Genomic DNA, 16,013 nt, shown 5'->3' on the forward strand with positions numbered 1-16,013 from the left:
GCAAACCTCCTCAGGCCTTTGAATTAATTCGCGAGCCTCCAGATGTGGATTTGCCGTCAGCACCGTAAAGCGGCGTGCCGGCTGCCTCACGAATAATATTGAGCATTTGTTGGTTATGTTGCAAGCGATGTTGGATTAATTCGCCGTTGAGTTGATTTTGCCGGCTCACCTCACGTGCGAGTTCCAGAACTTGCTGCCAGACGTCGCTGCAGCCAGCAATTTGTGCAAGCTTTGCAGCACCTTCGCGACTTTCGCCGAGGCCTTGGCCAGTTTGCAGAGTGCGCCGTTGCTGTTCGTTTTCTTGCAGAGCCGCAAAATGTTCAGCTTTGGCTTTCGCAATAGTTTCTAGCGCTTTGCCGTCGATAGAACCAACACCAAGCAGTTCCTGCTCTTGATTAAGCAAGTCGGTGAGTTGCTGCAAACGCGCGTGTTGGCTGCTGAGGAATTGATTTAGGCGTTGAGATAATGCTGTGCTCACTCTATTTTCCTTATCGCTAAGACCCTAGTGACAATAACCGAAAGAGCCGAACAGTGAATTTGGATACCGAGTGAGCGAGGTAAAGGCCGCAATGATTTGCGACCTTGATTAGCTTTGTGATTTCAGTAGATCTTGCACGCTAGCAATTAAGCCGTCGGCAATTTTGTCTACGTTAATATCGAGCTTACCGTCACGAATTGCTTCGCGCAACTCCGCCACTCGGGTCATATCAATGTCTTGGCTCGTGTCTTGTGTGGTTTGACTAAAATGCGTCACCGCCGCCGGTGAGGAAACAGGTTCAGAGCCTGCTGACTTCTGAACTTTGCTGCCTTTATTCGGTTCCGTTTGTGAACTCGGAGGTAACGGCTGTGTACCATTAATTTTCAAGGTAGACCCCTTAGCTATTCGTGCTATCTATCGTTCTACATGCGCTTCGCATGTGCTGCATACCGAATTTATCGGCACGAATCAGCGAAACTTTAGCGAAACATGACAGCAATTATACGGTCAAGTGGTGAAAAAAGCAGCTTTTACGCTTTCCTTACAATTGCACGCGCGCTTGTCCTGGTCCCGTCACTCGCGCATGAATGATTTCACGCTGTCCCACACGAATTCGAATCGCTTCTCCAATGGCGCCATTTTCAAGCGCTTCGCCTTCGCGGGAAACAGAAAAACCGTTACCCTCTGCTCGAATTACGACAATCTGCCCACGCTGAATGACCGGTGGTTGGTGCACCATGTGACTTTGCACGGGCTGGCCACTGCGAATCTGACGCCGACTGACCTGACCAATAAGCTCGCTCACCGCATAGACGCTTTGTTGTGAGGCTCGGGATAAATCCATCTGCTCAGTGGTGAGCAATTCTGCTGTAATTAACTGGCCGGTGGCGATGTCTTGGCGAGCAACGACAACCTCACCAATCAATTCAATAGTCGCTTGCAAATAACGCACGAGCTGCGGGTTCTCCGCACAGGTTGCGGCCACAGAAACCCGGCCAAGGAAACGTTGCTGGCGGTTCGGCAATGAAAGCTGCGGATTATCACAGGGCAGGCCTGCAGGCGGCAACGTCATGCTAACCGTGGCTTGTGAATAAGGAGGCACCAAAGTCGTCGTGCGTTCGGCAGTGGCAAGTTCTTGCAATAAGAATTCTTGCACTGCGAGTTCTAATTGCGCGTGGGTGTCATTGGCGTGAGCAACAGGCACAAGCAAACTCGGCAAGCCCACAAGGAGCACCGAAAGCAGCCAAGCTGTTACGCCAAATGCTTTATTAATCATGCGCTTAGAATTCCGGTCACGGTCCCTAATGCTGTGCTGCGGTGTGTCGGCAGCGTGAATATGGCGAGCATTATACGGTGTTGTGGTGGTGGCAAAGGCGAGAAATAAGGTGAAAAAAGTGGCTTTTTTGAGCCATTGACTTTACTCGCGTGCAGTTAATCTTCACGGTGCGAAATCCCCCTTGCAAGAGTTGGTTAAAAAATAACCAAGCAAGCGATGGGACGAACAACAACTGAGAGGCATCGAGATGATCGATAAGTTAACAGGCACTTTGCACTTCCATCAGGAAGCTTTGAATTTGCGGCACGAACGCCAGCAGGTGTTGGCCAATAACATTGCTAACGCCGACACGCCAAACTTTAAAGCGCGCGACTTCGACTTTCGTAGTGAGTTGGAGCGGGCAGTGCAGCAAGGCCGCAATACGACGGGTACCGGCCTTGCGACGACGCAAAAAGGTCATATCCAAGGTGGTAAACCACAGTTTACCGTCGACAACTTGCAGTACCGTAACCCGCATCAAGCGCGAATGGACGGCAATACGGTCGACATGGATATGGAGCGCAGTCGTTTTCTCGACAACTCGGTGCGTTATCAAGCAAGCCTGCAATTTATTGATGGTCGTATTAAAGGCCTGCGAACTGCAATGCAGTCAGAATAACCGGAGCAAAAGCCATGAGTATGTTCTCGATTTTTGATATTTCGGCCTCAGCATTGACTGCCCAGTCGCAGCGCATGAATGTGTCGGCCAGTAACCTTGCGAACGCGGACAGCGTCGCCGGCCCTGACGGTCAGCCCTATCGCGCCAAACAGGTCATTTTTGAAAGCCGCCTACAAGACGCGCAAAACTCGCGTAACGGTGTTGCCGGTGTGCAGGTAAGGGAAGTGGTGGAAGACCAATCGCCATTGCGGATGGAGTATCGCCCAGGGCATCCGTTGGCCAATGAAGACGGCTACGTCGCCATGCCTAACGTCGACCCAGTTGCGGAAATGGTCAATATGATTTCGGCATCGCGCTCTTATCAGGCCAACGTTGAAGTCATGAACACCACCAAACAGTTGCTTAGCCGCACACTGACGATTGGAGAATAAGACCATGTTGAACCAAATTGATACGTCGGTTTTACAGAACGTCAACGGCCAGCAAACACGCCGTAGCTCTGAAGCTGATGATTTGCACAAGAACTTCATGACCTTGTTGACGACACAACTGCGCAATCAAGATCCATTGAACCCAATGGAAAACGCCGAAATGACCTCGCAGTTGGCGCAAATTAATACCGTCAGCGGGATCGAAAAACTCAACGACACGATGGACGTGATTAACCGTCAAATCGAGTCCGATCGCTTTATGCAAGCGTCCTCACTCATCGGTAAAGCGGTACTCGTACCGGGTGACAAACTGCTGATGGGTGACGAGGGTAACCCAACACCAATCGCGTTTGATTTAGCTGAGCCTGCGAGTGAGGTCAAAGTGCGCATTCTCGATCTGAACGGCAATGTGGTGCGTGAATTCAACGCCGGAGCGACGGGTTCAGGTCTGCAAACAATAGGTTGGGACGGCAAGCTCTCAGATGGTACGCGTGCACCTGCAGGGGCATACCGGTTTGCCGTAACAGCGACCAATGATGGCCGTGCAATTAATTATGAATCGCTGAATTATGCCGAAGTCATGGCGGTCAGCAAGGGCCACCCAGACGGTCTCCGTCTTGATTTGGGTGGAATTTTTGAACCAGTTCGTCTGCAAGATATACGTCAGGTCGTCTGACGGGCAACCGTCTGAGTACCCCAAGCGGTTGCCTGACGGATCGTGATCAAAACAATTAAAGGAGCTCATTATGAGTTTTTCACAAGCATTAAGCGGTTTACGAGTTTCCGCAGAAAGCCTGAACGTGGTCAGTAACAACATAGCCAACGCCCGTACAGTCGGTTTTAAGTCAACCGGTATTCGGTTTGCTGATGTTTACTCGGACAGCCGCGTGGGTTTAGGTGTTCGAGTGGGTGGTTTGGTACAAAACTTCAATGCCGGTAACCAAGAAACTACCAACCGCAACCTCGACTTAGCGATTAACGGTAACGGTTTCTTCCGTCTTATTCAGAACGACCAAACCGTGTTTTCGCGCAATGGTCAGTTCAGTTTGACCAAAGACGGTTTTATTGAAAACGCCCAAGGCGCGCGCTTAACCGGTTATAACCGTGGCACCGCCCAAGGTACAGCACCTGAAGCGATTCGTATCCCAGCTGACGGTATTAGTGCTCAGCGCACAAACAACGTTGATGCGTCGTTTAACCTTGATTCACGAGCAGAAGCAATTGCTGCAACCGGCGCTGGCAACCAAACCTTTAGCCCTGACGATCCAAATAGCTACTCATATGTCAGCAACGTGTCGGTTTATGACTCATTAGGTACGCGTCATGACGTGCGTATGTTCTTCTTCAAGCATGATGATAACGAGTGGTCAGTTGGCTTCTTAACCGACCAAGACCAGCCGTTAGACCCAAATGCGATTCCTGTGCAGTACGACGTGGCAACACAGCCAGTGGAATTCGCAGCGGACGGGACCATTGTGGTGCCTGATAACGGCGTTGGCATTGCTTACAATTTCGACCCGCAAAATGGTGCTGACCCAGTGAATTTCGCGCTGAATCTGACTGGAACCACCCAGTTTGCGAATAACTTTGAAGTTGCGGCTTTGGCGCAAGACGGTTACACCTCGGGCTCGCTGTTACGTTTGAGTGTCAACGAACAAGGCCAAATCGTCGGTACCTATAACAATGACCAACAACAAGTGCTTGGTACGTTAGCGCTGGCGACCTTCCGCAATAACGAAGGTTTACGAGCGATTGGTAACAACGTTTGGGTTGAAACCGGCAATTCAGGTGCGCCTATTGTTGGTGTACCAGGGGAAGCTCAGTTTGGTCAGATCGCGTCAGGTGTTGTTGAAGCGTCGAACGTTGACCTCAACCAAGAGCTGGTCGACTTGATTATCGCTCAGCGTAACTATCAGGCGAATGCGCAAAGTATCCGTACTCAGGACGAAGTCCTGCAGACCACGGTGAACTTACGCTAATTATAAGTAATAAAACAGCCTAGGCACCCGGTGTGATACCGAGTGCCGAAGCTCTGAATACTGCAGGAGCAAACCATGGATGCAATGATTTACACCGCAATGAACGGGGCTCGTAATACGCTCGATAAACAGAGCAGCATTACCCACAATCTTGCGAATGTGAACACCAGTGGCTTTCGTCAACAGCTTGATGCGACGCGTACCGTCTACATTGACGGCCAAGGCACGTTAGCGACGCGAGCAACCTCGGTGGCAACCACACCGAGCTTTGACAGCACGGCTGGGCCGGTTAACCAAACCGGACGGCCACTGGACATTGCTATTCGTGGTGAAGGCTGGCTTGCTGTGCAAGCGCCTGACGGCAGCGAAACTTATACCCGCCGTGGTGATCTGAGCATCGACGAAAATGGCGTCTTAAATAGTAACGGTCGCCCAGTAATGGGTGACGGTGGTCCGATTATCGTACCGCTTGGCGCTGAATTAACGATTGGTGACGACGGGACGATTACTGCTCGTGGCCAAGGCCAGAACGCGAATGAAGTGGCGGAAATTGACCGCTTGAAGCTCGTTCAAGCAGCCCCCGGTCAGTTGACTCGTGGCGAAGACGGTCTATTTCGGAGCGTCACCGGTGCGCCGTTCGCCGCTAGCGAGACGGTACGCGTGGTGAGTGGGGCATTAGAGGGCAGTAATGTCAGCTCTGTTGAAGCTATGGTGGCCATGATTAGTAATCAACGGATGTTCGATATGCAGATGAAGGTGGTTACGACTGCCGACGAAAATGCTCAACGTGCCAACAGTTTATTGTCGATGTCGTAAGCAGCACGACATTGCGGAGAAAAGCAGATGATTAAGTCACTATGGACCGGTAAAACCGGCTTAGAAGCACAACAGTTCCAAATGGATGTGATTACCAACAACCTTGCCAACGTGAATACCACCGGCTTTAAACGTTCGCGCGCGGTTTTTGAAGATCTGTTGTATCAGAATTTACGGCAGCCAGGTGCGATGAATAATGCCCAAGATCGCCTGCCTTCAGGCTTGCAGCTGGGTACGGGTGTTCGGGCGGTGGCCACTGAACGCTTGCACACGCAAGGCAACTTGATTAACACGGAAAACTCACGTGATATCGCGATTAACGGCAAAGGCTTTTTCCAAGTTTTAATGCCTGACGGCAACCTTGCCTACACTCGCGACGGTAGCTTCCAGCTCGACCAAAACGGTCAACTTGTTACCGCGAACGGTTATCCGATTGAACCGGGCATTTTCCTACCTGCGAACGCCATGAGCGTGACAATTGGCGAAGACGGTATTGTGTCGGTGACAACCCCAGGAAACAACCAAGACCAACAAGTGGGTCAAATTACGTTGGCGCACTTTATTAACCCAGCCGGACTTGAAAGTATTGGCGGCAACCTCTATCGCGAAACCGCGTCATCTGGGGTACCAGAAGAACAGATTCCGGGAAACAACGGTGTTGGTCGTTTAATGCAAGGTTTTGTTGAAAACTCGAACGTGAACGTTGTGGAAGAGATGGTCAATATGATTCAAACCCAACGCGCATACGAAATTAACAGCCGTGGTATTCGTACCAGCGACGAAATGCTGGCGCGTTTAACTCAATTGTAATGACAATTGTAATGCCAGTTGCAAAGACTACTGTAACGACGTGAAAACATTTAAGGTGAGTGAGGGCAAGAACATGAACAATTCAAAGCTTATGCAGGCGGGCTTGTGCCTTGTTGCTGTTGCTTTTCTGGCGGCATGCTCCTCACCGCCAAAACCACGTGTGGTGTCTGAGCCTGAGCCGATGATGTATCCGGAGCGGGTCGAAATGGTTGCTAATGGCTCGATATTCCAGCCCCAACGTGGTTACGCACCTTTGTTTGAAGACCGCCGGCCACGCATGACGGGTGACATTATTACCATTTTGCTGGAAGAACAGGTGAGTGCTTCGAAAAGTTCGCAAACATCCGCGAGCCGAAGCAGCTCGATGTCTGCAGATTTAGCGAATTTGCCCGATGTTCTCGACCGTTTGGCAGAGCTTGGCTTTAACGTCGGCACCGACAACAGCTTCCTTGGTCAAGGCGCAGCAAGTGCGAATAACCGTTTCCAAGGGACGATTACCGTTTCGGTCTTAGAGATTCTACCCAATGGTAACCTGCGCGTGCGTGGCGAAAAACACATTGCGATTAACCAGGGTGCCGAGTACATCCGGTTTTCTGGCGTGGTAAACCCACGTGCGATTACCGCACAAAACACGGTGTTGTCGACGCAAGTCGCTGACGCCCGTATTGAATACATCGGTGACGGCTATGTGCATGACGCCCAACGCATGGGTTGGATGCAACGGTTCTTTAATTGGGCGAGCCCGCTGTAGGAGTTTCTATGAAACACATTCTAATCAAAGTGATTGCAGCGTTGGTATTGGCAACTCTTACCTTTAGTGCCCAAGCTGAAAAGATTCGTGACCTTGCTGACTTTGCTGGTGTGCGTGACAACGTGCTAGTCGGCTATGGCTTAGTTGTCGGCCTTGATGGTACGGGTGACCAAACCACCCAAGCGCCGTTTACCGGTCAAAGTTTGAGCAACATGTTGTCGCAGCTTGGTGTCACGGTTCCACCTGGAACAAATATGCAGTTGCGTAATGTCGCAGCAGTAATGGTTACCGCTGACTTACCGCCGTTTTCGCGTGCAGGTCAACGTCTTGATATCACTGTGTCGTCAGTAGGTAACGCACGTAGTTTGCGTGGCGGCACGTTACTGATGACGCCTTTGCGCGGAGCCGACGGGGAAATTTATGCCTTGGCTCAAGGTAACTTACTGATCAGTGGCGCCAGTGCTGAAGCTGCAGGTAGCTCGCAAGTGATTAACCACCAATCGGCTGGTCGCATCGCCGGTGGTGCAATTGTTGAACGTGAAGTTCCACTGGTCATGGGCGGCAATCAAGGTGAGCTCGAATTACAGTTAAAAACCAACGATTTTTCGACGGTTGAACGCGTTGTGCAACGCATTAACGAAGAGTTCGGACTATTTGTTGCCTCAGCGGTCGACGGTCGCACCATTCGTTTATTTGGTCCAAACGATGCCAATGAGCGCGTGAGCTTTATGGCTCGAATCGAACAAATTGAAATTGATACACCGGAAGGCCCAGCGCGGGTTGTCTTAAATTCGCGAACCGGCTCTATTGTGTTGAACGGTCAGGTTCGCTTGCGCCAAGCGGCGATTGCCCATGGTAATTTGTCGATTGCGATTCAATCGCGCCAACAAGCGAGCCAGCCTGGCGCTTTGAGCCGTGGCCGCACGGTGATTACCGAACAAGCTGAGATTGATATTCAACAAGACGACGGCACTTTAAATATCGTTGAAGGTGCGGACTTGATGGAAGTCGTCAATGCCTTGAACGCATTGGGTGCGACACCAGCAGATTTAATGGCAATTCTTGAAGCCTTGAAAGCGTCCGGTTCATTGCGGGCAAGTTTGGAGATTATCTAATGGCAGATATTTCGGTGAATAACCAGTTGCTCGGTCAACGTTTAGCCATGGATGTGACCCAGCTGGAAAGCATTAAAACCGTGAACCGCCACGACCCGAACGCTGGCTTAGGACAAGCGGCGGAAGAATTTGAAGCCTTGTTCTTGCACATGATGCTCAAAACCATGCGTGAAGCGAGTGGACCGTCGGAGTTATTTGATAGTCACGAACGCGATACGCTCATGTCGATGCATGACGAACAACTAGCTCGTCACATGGCAACCAAAGGCATTGGCCTCGCGGAACAGTTGGTGCAACAGCTCAAACAGCCGCAAAAGTAAAAGTGGTAGTTAGGGCTCAAGTTTGTTGTGCCGCTGCCGATAATTCTAAACAGATGAATTTGTTGTGAGGCTTTATTTGTATGAGTGTATTTAATATTGGTGTTGGCGGGCTGCAAGCAGCACAAGCGGGCTTGTATGCGACCAGTAATAACATTGCCAATGTATACACCCCTGGTTACAACCGTGAAATCGTGCAGTTTGGCGAAAACAGCACGGGCGGTGTGAAATTGATGTCGATTGAACGTCAGTTTAATCAGTTTATCGCCTCACGACTCAACAGCGCCGAGAGCAATCTCAATGGCCTGAAAGCCTACCAAGCACAGATTAGCCAAATTGATAACCTGCTGTCCGATGCCGACGCCGGAATCGGTCCAATGCTGCAACGCTTCTACTCGGCGGTAAGTGACTTGTCGTCCAACCCTGCAGACGCGGCGGCGCGTGAAGGTGTGCTCGGAACGGCGAATAGTTTAACCGCACAGTTTCGCGCATTTAATAACTATTTGAACGACATGCAAGGCGATATCAATGGTCAAATCGCCAGTGAAGTCACCAAAGCGAATGAGCTAGCTAAGCAAATTGCATCACTGAACGGTGACATTACCGCAATGCGTGCGGCGGCAGGACAAGAACCAAACATGCTGTTGAATCAGCGCGACCACGCGGTAGCTGAGCTCAGCAAGATCATGGACATTCGCGTCAATGCCCAAGGTAATGGCCAATACAATATTTCCTTTGGGAATGGCTTGTCGTTAGTTGCAGGTGAAACGGCGACAACGTTGCAGCCAATGCGTGATTCCGCCGACCCAAATCGTCTTACCCTTGGCTATATTAGCCGCACCGGCGCAAATATCCCGTTGGAAGAAGGTGTTTTCACACAGGGTACGCTTGGTGGCTTAATGCAATTCCGCACAGAATCGTTGGACAAGCTGCAAGGTCAACTAGGCCAAATGGCTGTGTCGATGACGCAAGCTTACAACGAAGTACATAACGCCGGCTTTGACTTGAATGGTCAAGCGGGTGAAGACTTATTTACCATTGGTCAACCGCGAGTTAACTCACATAGCCGCAATGAAAGCGGAGTAGTCGCTACAGTTTCCTTTGAAAACGTCCAACAGCTCAACTCGTCTGCTTATGACGTCAACTTCAGCAATGGCGAGTTCACCGCGATTCGTCGCGATAATGGCCAAGCGGTTGCGGTGACGGTTAATCCTGACAACAGCATTAGTTTCGGTGGCCTGAACATGAGCTTCGATGGCACGCCGGAGAATGGTGATCGATTCCGTGTCTATCCGGTGCAAGATATTGCTTCTGGTTTTGGCTTGAATATTACGGACGCTGCGAAATTAGCAGCTGCAACCTCGCCAAATAGCGGTGACAACACCAATGCGATGGAATTGCAGTCCTTACAGAACCGCGCGGTTGTGGGCGGTTCGGCGACGTTTACTCAAGCATATGCTGCCATTGTCAGTGACACCGGCACACGGATTAGTGTGTTGAATGCCAATTTAGCTGCCCAAGAAGGCCTAGCGGACCAATTACGAATGCTCCAGCAAGCCGAGTCTGGTGTGAATTTAGACGAAGAAGCCGCGAACTTAATGCGTTATCAGCAATACTACCAAGCGAATGCACGGGTAATTCAGGCTGGTATTACGATTATGGAAGAGCTGCTGCAGCTACGCTAACGAATAAGGTGACCCCATGCGAGTCAGTACACAGATTATTTTTGACCAAAACATGAAGTCGATGAGCCAGCAGCAGTCTGCGTTCATGAAAGTCGGTAACCAGTTAGCGACCGGTCGTCGGGTTGTGAATATCTCTGATGACCCACAAGCTGCCTCGCGGGCAGTGAACGTGCAGCAGTCCAAAGCGACGACGCAGCAAATGCTCGACGCTCGTGTTTCAGCACGGAATAACTTGTCACAGCAAGAAAGTGTTTTAAATGGCTTGGGCGACATGATCACGCGCTCGAAAACCTTGTTAGTGCAGGCGTCTAACGGTGCGATGAGTGAGTTGGATAAAGCGTCGATTGCTGCGGAACTGGAAGGGCTGTACGAAGCCATGATCGGCCAAGCGAACGTAACCGATGGTGTTGGCCGCTTCTTGTTTGCTGGCCAAAAAGACGACTCTGCGCCGGTGGTCAAAATTGACGGCCGCGCCCAGTTTGTGGCGGATATTGTGCCGCGCGAGCAGTTCATCGACGACAACCGCAAAATGACCGTTCGCGACACCGCTGAGCGCGTTTTCGCAGCAGCGCCTGGCAGCACCACTTACCACGTGAAAGTCGACAGTGCTAACCAAGGCACGCTGGTGGTGAATTCAACCAACGTATTGGATACCACCAACCCACAGTTTGGTGAGAAATTTACCGTCGCGTTTGCTGATGACGGTGCAGGTGGCTTGACCTATTCGATCACAACTGCCGCAGGTGAGCAGGCAACCGGCGCGTTTAATGCCGGTGATGCTATCGAGTTCGGTGGTTTGCGCTTTGCCACATCAGGCACACCGAGTGCGGGTGATAGCTTTACCGCAGGTCGTGCCGCAGAAATGGATCCGAACCTGTTCCGCACCATGGAAGACGTGATTCAACAGCTTCGTCAGCCACTCGAAACCGACGAACAGCGCGCAGCGCAGCGCAACGTTTTAAGTGAGTCGATGCGCGAGCTCGACCACATGCTCGATAATATTTTGACCCGCCGCGCTTCAGTCGGTTCACGCTTGAACGAGCTCGACACCTTGGACTTAGTTGGCAACAACCGCTTGCTTGCCTATGAGCAAACACTGTCGGACTTAGTCGACCTTGATTATGTGAAAGCAGCGTCTGACTACAGCATGCGCATGATCGGCCTACAAGCCGCACAAAAGACCTTTGTCGACATTAAAGGCATGAACTTGTTTGATTATTTGCGCTAATTCGAGCGCCGATTTCTATCCCCTCGCAATTCGCGACTTTGCTATTTAGCACACCCAGTTCACAACGTTGACTGGGTGTTTTTCTATGTGGTGCTTTTAGGTCACAGGTATTGGTGCGAGGGCATGAATCAGCTCGTCAACAAACGAAATCGCTTGGGCAAACAAGCCTTGGAGGAAGCCGCCGAGGTTGGTGGTGAGGATCATCAATAAGAATAACCCCATGGTCAGAGACATAGGGAAACCAATCGAGAAGACTGTTAGCTGCGGTGCCGAGCGGTTCAGAATGCCGAGGGTAATGTTGATAATTAGCAGAGCGCCAAACACAGGTAGCGCTAATAAAATACCGCTAATAAAAACAATGCTGCCAAAACGCGCTAGTGTGTCAAACGCTGAAAGGTTTAAGCCGGCAGTACCAATGGGCAAATGCTGAAACGAAAAAGCCAGCACCTCGATCATCATTAAGTGCACGTTGAGCGCCAAATACATCAGCATCGCGAAGGTGTGCAAAACGCGTGATAAAACCATGCTGTTCGTGCCGCTGTCGGGCGAAAAGAAGGTCGCAAAGGCGAGACCCATTTGTAAGCCGATAAACTCACCAGCAGCCATAACAGCGGCTAACGTGATTTGCATGACAAGGCCAATGGCAACGCCAATGAGCATTTGCTCAACGATGATGCCAAACGCGGCCCAAGACCATAGTGGGATGTCCGGCATGGGCGGAAGAATAGGGCTGATGACAATGGCGAGCAGGGCAGCAAAGCCAATTTTAAGCTGATTCGGTATCCGTGAATGACCTAGAATCGGTGCAATCGCCATGAAGCCAAGTACACGCACCAGCGGCCAGAAAAATGCGGCTATCCATTCTTGCAGCTGTGTAAACGTGACTTCAATCATACGGGTTCCAGCCTACCGATAAGCGCATGGCGGCGGACTAGGAAACCATGAGCGGAATATTGGTAAACAGCTCACGGGTAAAGTCCATAATCAATTGCAGCAGCAGCGGACCGATAATAACGAGAACAATCACCACGCCTAAGATCTTGGGAATAAATGATAAGGTCATTTCGTTAATTTGCGTGGCAGCCTGAAACAAGCTCACCGTTAAACCAATGAGGAGAGCAGTTAACAACAGTGGGCCGGCGAGATAAAGCGTGACGCGCATACCTTGATAGGCGATGGTCATGACTTGTTCTGGTGACATAGCTCTACCTCCTCACTAGACAAAAAAGCTTTGGGCTAAGGAACCCACAAGCAGTTGCCAACCGTCGACTAACACAAACAACATGAGTTTGAACGGCAGTGAAATCGTTGCTGGTGGTACCATCATCATACCGAGCGACATCAAGACACTCGCAACGACCAGGTCGATAATCAGAAATGGAATGAAAATAGTGAAACCAATCTGAAACGCAGTCTTCAATTCACTAGTAACAAAAGAGGGAATTAAAACGTGCATCGGCACTTCTTCTGGGCCAGCGACAGGCCCGATATCGGCTAAGCGAATGAACAAGGCCAAATCGTCTTGGCGCGTTTGTGCAAGCATAAACTCTCGCAATGGCTCACTGGCGAGAGTCATAAACTGCTCAAACGTAATGGTGTCTTCAGTGAGCGGCACCCAAGCGACTTCATAAATTTGGCTGAGTACTGGTGACATAATAAAAAAGGTCAAAAACAAGGCGAGCCCGAGCAGTACTTGGTTCGGTGGTGCAGACTGCGTACCCATCGCGGTACGTAATAAGCCAAATACAATAATCACGCGGGTAAAACTAGTCATCATTAACAGCATGGCTGGCAAAAATGCCATACTGCTTAATAACAATAAGGTTTGCAGCGGCACTGACCATTGCTGGCTGCCGTCTTCTGCGGTTTGGCTGGTAATAGTTGGTAGCGCTTGGGCAAAGGCGTCGGCCGGTAGCCAAGCAAAAATACTCAAGCCAAGGATGGTCCACAACATACGACGCATGGATTAACTCCCAGACTTTGGACGGGTAAGTGAATTCTTCAACAGCTGGGCAAAGCTAGGTGTTTGGGACTGACTGTTGGTCGCACCTTCGACTGTTTGCTCTTCAGCATCAGCAGGGATTTCGCTTTCACTGAGTGCGGTAACGTTCTGAGCGGTCACCCCAAGCGCTACGCGTTTACCGAGCATGTCGACGATCACCACTTTCTCTTTTGGACCCACATTGGCGCTGGCGACGATGCGAATGTCTGAACCAGCAACCGGCAGATAACCGCTGCCAAAGCGGCGCACTAACCACGCGCACATTAAGATAAAGACAATGATTGCGAACAGTGTGAACGACACTTTCCCAAGCGTAGCTAAGCCTGACGCCATGTCTGGCGTGGCGGCTGTTTGCGTAAGTGTCGAGGTGGCGCTCATAGCGGTTGGTTTCTCTGTGGGCTTAACGATTCAGTTTTTGCACGCGCTCAGCCGGGGTGACAATCTCAGTAATTCGAATACCGTATTTGTCATCGAGCACCACGACTTCACCTTGTGCAATTAAATAACCGTTGATCAAGATATCCATGGGTTCGCCGGCTAAGCCGTCAAGTTCCACCACCGAGCCCTGAGCTAAGTCGAGCAATTGCTTAATGGTAATGCGGGTGCGGCCAAGCTCAACGCTCAACCGTACCGGAATATCCATGATGATATCGAGCTCATTGGCAGCTGCACGCTGAGCATTGTCTTGCAGTGGTTTGAAAACTTGGTCACTGGCTTTTCCGCTCAGGCCTTCTTCTTGCGCTGCATCTTCCCAAGCGTCGTTTGACTGCTCAGGTTGGTCATTCTTTGGCGTATCACTCATTTTCAAAATCCTCAGCAGGGGCTTTAAATACCGAGCCTATTTCCCGCTTCTGGGTAGGCATAACATGATTTTCTAGCACTTTTTCAACGCGCAATGCACGATGATCATTCACAGCGCCATATTCGCATTCAAGTACCGGGATGCCGCTCACTGTCGCCGTTACTGTGGTGGGTAACTCAACAGGCAGCACATCACCAACTTTCAATCCCATAATCTGTGGTAAGCGCACAGGAATTTGCAAAAACTCAGAAACCAGCTCGACTTCGGACTCTTGAATTTCTTGGCTAAAGCGTTTGCGCCAAGCTTGGTCTGAAGAGCTTGAACCATCGGCGCGTAAATTCGTTAAACGGTCGCGCAAAGGCTCGATCATTGAATAGGGCATACAAATCTGGAAATTTGCTTCTAAGTGTCCGACCTCTAAATGGAAGGTGGTCGCAATAACAAGCTCACTTGGTGAGGTTGTAATGCTGGCAAACTTAGGTTGCATTTCCGAGCGAATGTAGCTCATTTTGATCTGAAAAACGGTTCGCCATGCTTCTTGGTATGCATCCATGGCTAAATTTAGCACACGATTAATAATCCGCTGCTCAGTTGCGGTAAATTCACGAATTTCGTTACGTGAAATTAAACGACCATCGCCACCAAACAGGTTTTCGACGATCATCGACACCATGTTGTGCGGAAACACGATTAACGCTGTACCACGCAATGGCTTCATGGAGACAATATTGAGGTTAATCGGGCTTGGGATATTGTCAGAAAAGTCTTGGAAACGCTGGTAACGCACCGACTCGACTGTGATGTCAGCGTTACGGCGTAACAAGTTAAACAAGTTCATGCGGAATTGGCGCGCGAACCGTTCGTTAATAATTTCAAGGGTATGCAAACGCTCGCGCACAACACGATGCTGCGAGCCTGGGTCGAATGGCCGCTCGTTCACTTGTTTTTGTTTCACACCGCTAGAGCGCTCGCTGCGCGTCGACGTTTTCACGTCTTGCGCAGGCGCTTTAGGCTTCGATATTGCACCTAAAAGCTGGTCAATATCGTGCTGTGAAAGCGGTTTGTCACCCGACATAGTCACTTGCCCCTTGGTTACTGAACAATGAACTCAGTAAACAGTACGTTGTGAATTAAAATCTCTTGGCCGTTGCTATACGGCTCGCTTAAACGCTGCTTCACCAACTCGGCTAATTCGAGTTTGCCTTCTTGGTTACTGATGTATTCTGCGTTCATACCTGACAATAAGAGCAATAAACGGCTACGAACCTGTGCCATGTTGGCCATAATGGTTTCGCGACTAATGCCGTCTTGTACTTCAACGGTAATCGCCGTGTACAAAATTCGTGGCCCAAACTGGTCGCTGCGTAGGTTCACTGACAGTGGTTCAAGCTTAACCAATACCGGTGCTGGCGCTTGTTGGCTTGGACCGATGTGTCCTTGTAACGCTGCCAGTGTGGTGTTTCTGGTGTCGAGCAATAACCATGTATTAACGCCGACCGCAGCAACAAGTAAAACGACCAATGCGGTAAGTACCAGCACGATCGAATTCTGTTTGTCGCCTTTCTCTTTTTTCTGTGCTTGTGGTTTAGCCATGCAATTACCCTTGCTCTAATTCATTTCATTATGCGTCAAAGCGCGTCAACCAAAAGCTTAAATAAAAGCGCT

General features: G+C 50.3%; 21 protein-coding genes. 11 read left to right on the forward strand and 10 right to left on the reverse strand.

Going from position 1 to position 16,013, the window contains the following annotated elements; all coding sequences use genetic code 11:
* Positions 1-10 precede the first annotated feature (10 nt).
* The 3 genes from CWE06_RS09255 to flgA all read right to left on the reverse strand — a co-directional run bounded on the left by CWE06_RS09255 (position 11) and on the right by flgA (position 1,754).
* The gene (locus tag CWE06_RS09255) at positions 11-478 is read right to left on the reverse strand and encodes a flagella synthesis protein FlgN (protein WP_126793402.1); all 468 of its coding nucleotides are present in this window, start codon (positions 476-478) and stop codon (positions 11-13) included.
* A gap of 108 nt (positions 479-586) precedes the next feature.
* Positions 587-865, reverse strand: a complete 279-nt coding sequence (gene flgM, locus CWE06_RS09260) for a flagellar biosynthesis anti-sigma factor FlgM (protein WP_126793404.1) — start codon at positions 863-865, stop codon at positions 587-589.
* A 154-nt stretch (positions 866-1,019) separates the two neighbouring features.
* Positions 1,020-1,754: a flagellar basal body P-ring formation chaperone FlgA gene (gene flgA, locus CWE06_RS09265; protein ID WP_126793406.1), complete on the reverse strand. Its 735-nt coding sequence runs from the start codon at positions 1,752-1,754 to the stop codon at positions 1,020-1,022.
* A 247-nt stretch (positions 1,755-2,001) separates the two neighbouring features.
* Between flgA and flgB the strand changes: the two genes are divergently transcribed.
* The 11 genes from flgB to flgL all read left to right on the forward strand — a co-directional run bounded on the left by flgB (position 2,002) and on the right by flgL (position 11,544).
* Positions 2,002-2,412: a flagellar basal body rod protein FlgB gene (flgB, locus tag CWE06_RS09270; RefSeq protein ID WP_126793408.1), complete on the forward strand. Its 411-nt coding sequence runs from the start codon at positions 2,002-2,004 to the stop codon at positions 2,410-2,412.
* Between the two features lie 14 nt (positions 2,413-2,426).
* Positions 2,427-2,843, forward strand: coding sequence for a flagellar basal body rod protein FlgC (gene flgC, locus CWE06_RS09275; protein ID WP_126793409.1), 417 nt, complete (start codon positions 2,427-2,429; stop codon positions 2,841-2,843).
* 4 nt (positions 2,844-2,847) lie between these two features.
* The gene (locus tag CWE06_RS09280; RefSeq protein ID WP_241972532.1) at positions 2,848-3,519 is read left to right on the forward strand and encodes a flagellar hook assembly protein FlgD; all 672 of its coding nucleotides are present in this window, start codon (positions 2,848-2,850) and stop codon (positions 3,517-3,519) included.
* Between the two features lie 70 nt (positions 3,520-3,589).
* Positions 3,590-4,822 carry a flagellar hook protein FlgE gene (gene flgE / locus CWE06_RS09285; protein ID WP_126793411.1) on the forward strand — a complete coding sequence of 411 codons (1,233 nt, stop codon included), beginning with the start codon at positions 3,590-3,592 and terminating at the stop codon, positions 4,820-4,822.
* Positions 4,823-4,897: 75 nt separating this feature from the next.
* Entirely contained in the window at positions 4,898-5,638 is a 741-nt protein-coding gene (gene flgF / locus CWE06_RS09290) for a flagellar basal-body rod protein FlgF (protein ID WP_126793413.1), read from the forward strand.
* A gap of 27 nt (positions 5,639-5,665) precedes the next feature.
* Positions 5,666-6,448 carry a flagellar basal-body rod protein FlgG gene (gene flgG, locus CWE06_RS09295; RefSeq protein ID WP_126793415.1) on the forward strand — a complete coding sequence of 261 codons (783 nt, stop codon included), beginning with the start codon at positions 5,666-5,668 and terminating at the stop codon, positions 6,446-6,448.
* A gap of 73 nt (positions 6,449-6,521) precedes the next feature.
* On the forward strand, positions 6,522-7,199 hold the full coding sequence (locus CWE06_RS09300; RefSeq protein ID WP_198679076.1) for a flagellar basal body L-ring protein FlgH: 678 nt from the start codon (positions 6,522-6,524) through the stop codon (positions 7,197-7,199).
* Between the two features lie 8 nt (positions 7,200-7,207).
* Entirely contained in the window at positions 7,208-8,314 is a 1,107-nt protein-coding gene (locus tag CWE06_RS09305; protein WP_126793417.1) for a flagellar basal body P-ring protein FlgI, read from the forward strand.
* Entirely contained in the window at positions 8,314-8,634 is a 321-nt protein-coding gene (locus CWE06_RS09310; RefSeq protein ID WP_126793419.1) for a rod-binding protein, read from the forward strand. Before CWE06_RS09305 ends, CWE06_RS09310 begins: the two co-directional genes overlap by 1 nt.
* 80 nt (positions 8,635-8,714) lie before the next feature.
* Positions 8,715-10,316 carry a flagellar hook-associated protein FlgK gene (gene flgK / locus CWE06_RS09315; RefSeq protein ID WP_126793420.1) on the forward strand — a complete coding sequence of 534 codons (1,602 nt, stop codon included), beginning with the start codon at positions 8,715-8,717 and terminating at the stop codon, positions 10,314-10,316.
* Between the two features lie 16 nt (positions 10,317-10,332).
* Positions 10,333-11,544 carry a flagellar hook-associated protein FlgL gene (flgL, locus tag CWE06_RS09320; RefSeq protein WP_126793422.1) on the forward strand — a complete coding sequence of 404 codons (1,212 nt, stop codon included), beginning with the start codon at positions 10,333-10,335 and terminating at the stop codon, positions 11,542-11,544.
* 96 nt (positions 11,545-11,640) lie between these two features.
* Here the strand turns inward: flgL and fliR are convergent, their stop codons facing one another.
* From fliR to CWE06_RS09355, 7 genes are read right to left on the reverse strand one after another with little or no spacing between them, the layout of a single operon-like run.
* The gene (fliR, locus tag CWE06_RS09325) at positions 11,641-12,438 is read right to left on the reverse strand and encodes a flagellar biosynthetic protein FliR (protein WP_126793424.1); all 798 of its coding nucleotides are present in this window, start codon (positions 12,436-12,438) and stop codon (positions 11,641-11,643) included.
* Positions 12,439-12,475: 37 nt separating this feature from the next.
* The gene (gene fliQ / locus CWE06_RS09330) at positions 12,476-12,745 is read right to left on the reverse strand and encodes a flagellar biosynthesis protein FliQ (RefSeq protein WP_126793426.1); all 270 of its coding nucleotides are present in this window, start codon (positions 12,743-12,745) and stop codon (positions 12,476-12,478) included.
* A 15-nt stretch (positions 12,746-12,760) separates the two neighbouring features.
* Positions 12,761-13,507: a flagellar type III secretion system pore protein FliP gene (fliP, locus tag CWE06_RS09335; RefSeq protein ID WP_126793428.1), complete on the reverse strand. Its 747-nt coding sequence runs from the start codon at positions 13,505-13,507 to the stop codon at positions 12,761-12,763.
* Positions 13,508-13,510: 3 nt separating this feature from the next.
* On the reverse strand, positions 13,511-13,924 hold the full coding sequence (gene fliO, locus CWE06_RS09340) for a flagellar biosynthetic protein FliO (RefSeq protein ID WP_126793430.1): 414 nt from the start codon (positions 13,922-13,924) through the stop codon (positions 13,511-13,513).
* 22 nt (positions 13,925-13,946) lie between these two features.
* Positions 13,947-14,348: a flagellar motor switch protein FliN gene (gene fliN, locus CWE06_RS09345; RefSeq protein ID WP_126793432.1), complete on the reverse strand. Its 402-nt coding sequence runs from the start codon at positions 14,346-14,348 to the stop codon at positions 13,947-13,949.
* A complete protein-coding gene (gene fliM / locus CWE06_RS09350) occupies positions 14,341-15,423 on the reverse strand; it encodes a flagellar motor switch protein FliM (protein ID WP_126793434.1) in 1,083 nt (360 codons plus the stop codon). Before fliM ends, fliN begins: the two co-directional genes overlap by 8 nt.
* Before the next feature lie 17 nt (positions 15,424-15,440).
* Positions 15,441-15,941: a flagellar basal body-associated FliL family protein gene (locus tag CWE06_RS09355; protein ID WP_126793436.1), complete on the reverse strand. Its 501-nt coding sequence runs from the start codon at positions 15,939-15,941 to the stop codon at positions 15,441-15,443.
* Positions 15,942-16,013: the final 72 nt, after the last annotated feature.

The organism is Aliidiomarina haloalkalitolerans (assembly GCF_003987315.1).
Taxonomy (GTDB): Bacteria; Pseudomonadota; Gammaproteobacteria; order Enterobacterales; family Alteromonadaceae; genus Aliidiomarina; species Aliidiomarina haloalkalitolerans.

Bases quoted from the DNA above. Each gene is read 5' to 3' on its own strand.
- flgA (WP_126793406.1), bottom strand. From the start codon at position 1,754: ATGATTAATAAAGCATTTGGCGTAACAGCTTGGCTGCTTTCGGTGCTC.
- flgB (WP_126793408.1), top strand. From the start codon at position 2,002: ATGATCGATAAGTTAACAGGCACTTTGCACTTCCATCAGGAAGCTTTG.
- flgC (WP_126793409.1), top strand. From the start codon at position 2,427: ATGAGTATGTTCTCGATTTTTGATATTTCGGCCTCAGCATTGACTGCC.
- CWE06_RS09280 (WP_241972532.1), top strand. From the start codon at position 2,848: ATGTTGAACCAAATTGATACGTCGGTTTTACAGAACGTCAACGGCCAG.
- flgE (WP_126793411.1), top strand. From the start codon at position 3,590: ATGAGTTTTTCACAAGCATTAAGCGGTTTACGAGTTTCCGCAGAAAGC.
- flgF (WP_126793413.1), top strand. From the start codon at position 4,898: ATGGATGCAATGATTTACACCGCAATGAACGGGGCTCGTAATACGCTC.
- flgG (WP_126793415.1), top strand. From the start codon at position 5,666: ATGATTAAGTCACTATGGACCGGTAAAACCGGCTTAGAAGCACAACAG.
- CWE06_RS09300 (WP_198679076.1), top strand. From the start codon at position 6,522: ATGAACAATTCAAAGCTTATGCAGGCGGGCTTGTGCCTTGTTGCTGTT.
- CWE06_RS09305 (WP_126793417.1), top strand. From the start codon at position 7,208: ATGAAACACATTCTAATCAAAGTGATTGCAGCGTTGGTATTGGCAACT.
- CWE06_RS09310 (WP_126793419.1), top strand. From the start codon at position 8,314: ATGGCAGATATTTCGGTGAATAACCAGTTGCTCGGTCAACGTTTAGCC.
- flgK (WP_126793420.1), top strand. From the start codon at position 8,715: ATGAGTGTATTTAATATTGGTGTTGGCGGGCTGCAAGCAGCACAAGCG.
- flgL (WP_126793422.1), top strand. From the start codon at position 10,333: ATGCGAGTCAGTACACAGATTATTTTTGACCAAAACATGAAGTCGATG.
- fliR (WP_126793424.1), bottom strand. From the start codon at position 12,438: ATGATTGAAGTCACGTTTACACAGCTGCAAGAATGGATAGCCGCATTT.
- fliQ (WP_126793426.1), bottom strand. From the start codon at position 12,745: ATGTCACCAGAACAAGTCATGACCATCGCCTATCAAGGTATGCGCGTC.
- fliP (WP_126793428.1), bottom strand. From the start codon at position 13,507: ATGCGTCGTATGTTGTGGACCATCCTTGGCTTGAGTATTTTTGCTTGG.
- fliO (WP_126793430.1), bottom strand. From the start codon at position 13,924: ATGAGCGCCACCTCGACACTTACGCAAACAGCCGCCACGCCAGACATG.
- fliN (WP_126793432.1), bottom strand. From the start codon at position 14,348: ATGAGTGATACGCCAAAGAATGACCAACCTGAGCAGTCAAACGACGCT.
- fliM (WP_126793434.1), bottom strand. From the start codon at position 15,423: ATGTCGGGTGACAAACCGCTTTCACAGCACGATATTGACCAGCTTTTA.
- CWE06_RS09355 (WP_126793436.1), bottom strand. From the start codon at position 15,941: ATGGCTAAACCACAAGCACAGAAAAAAGAGAAAGGCGACAAACAGAAT.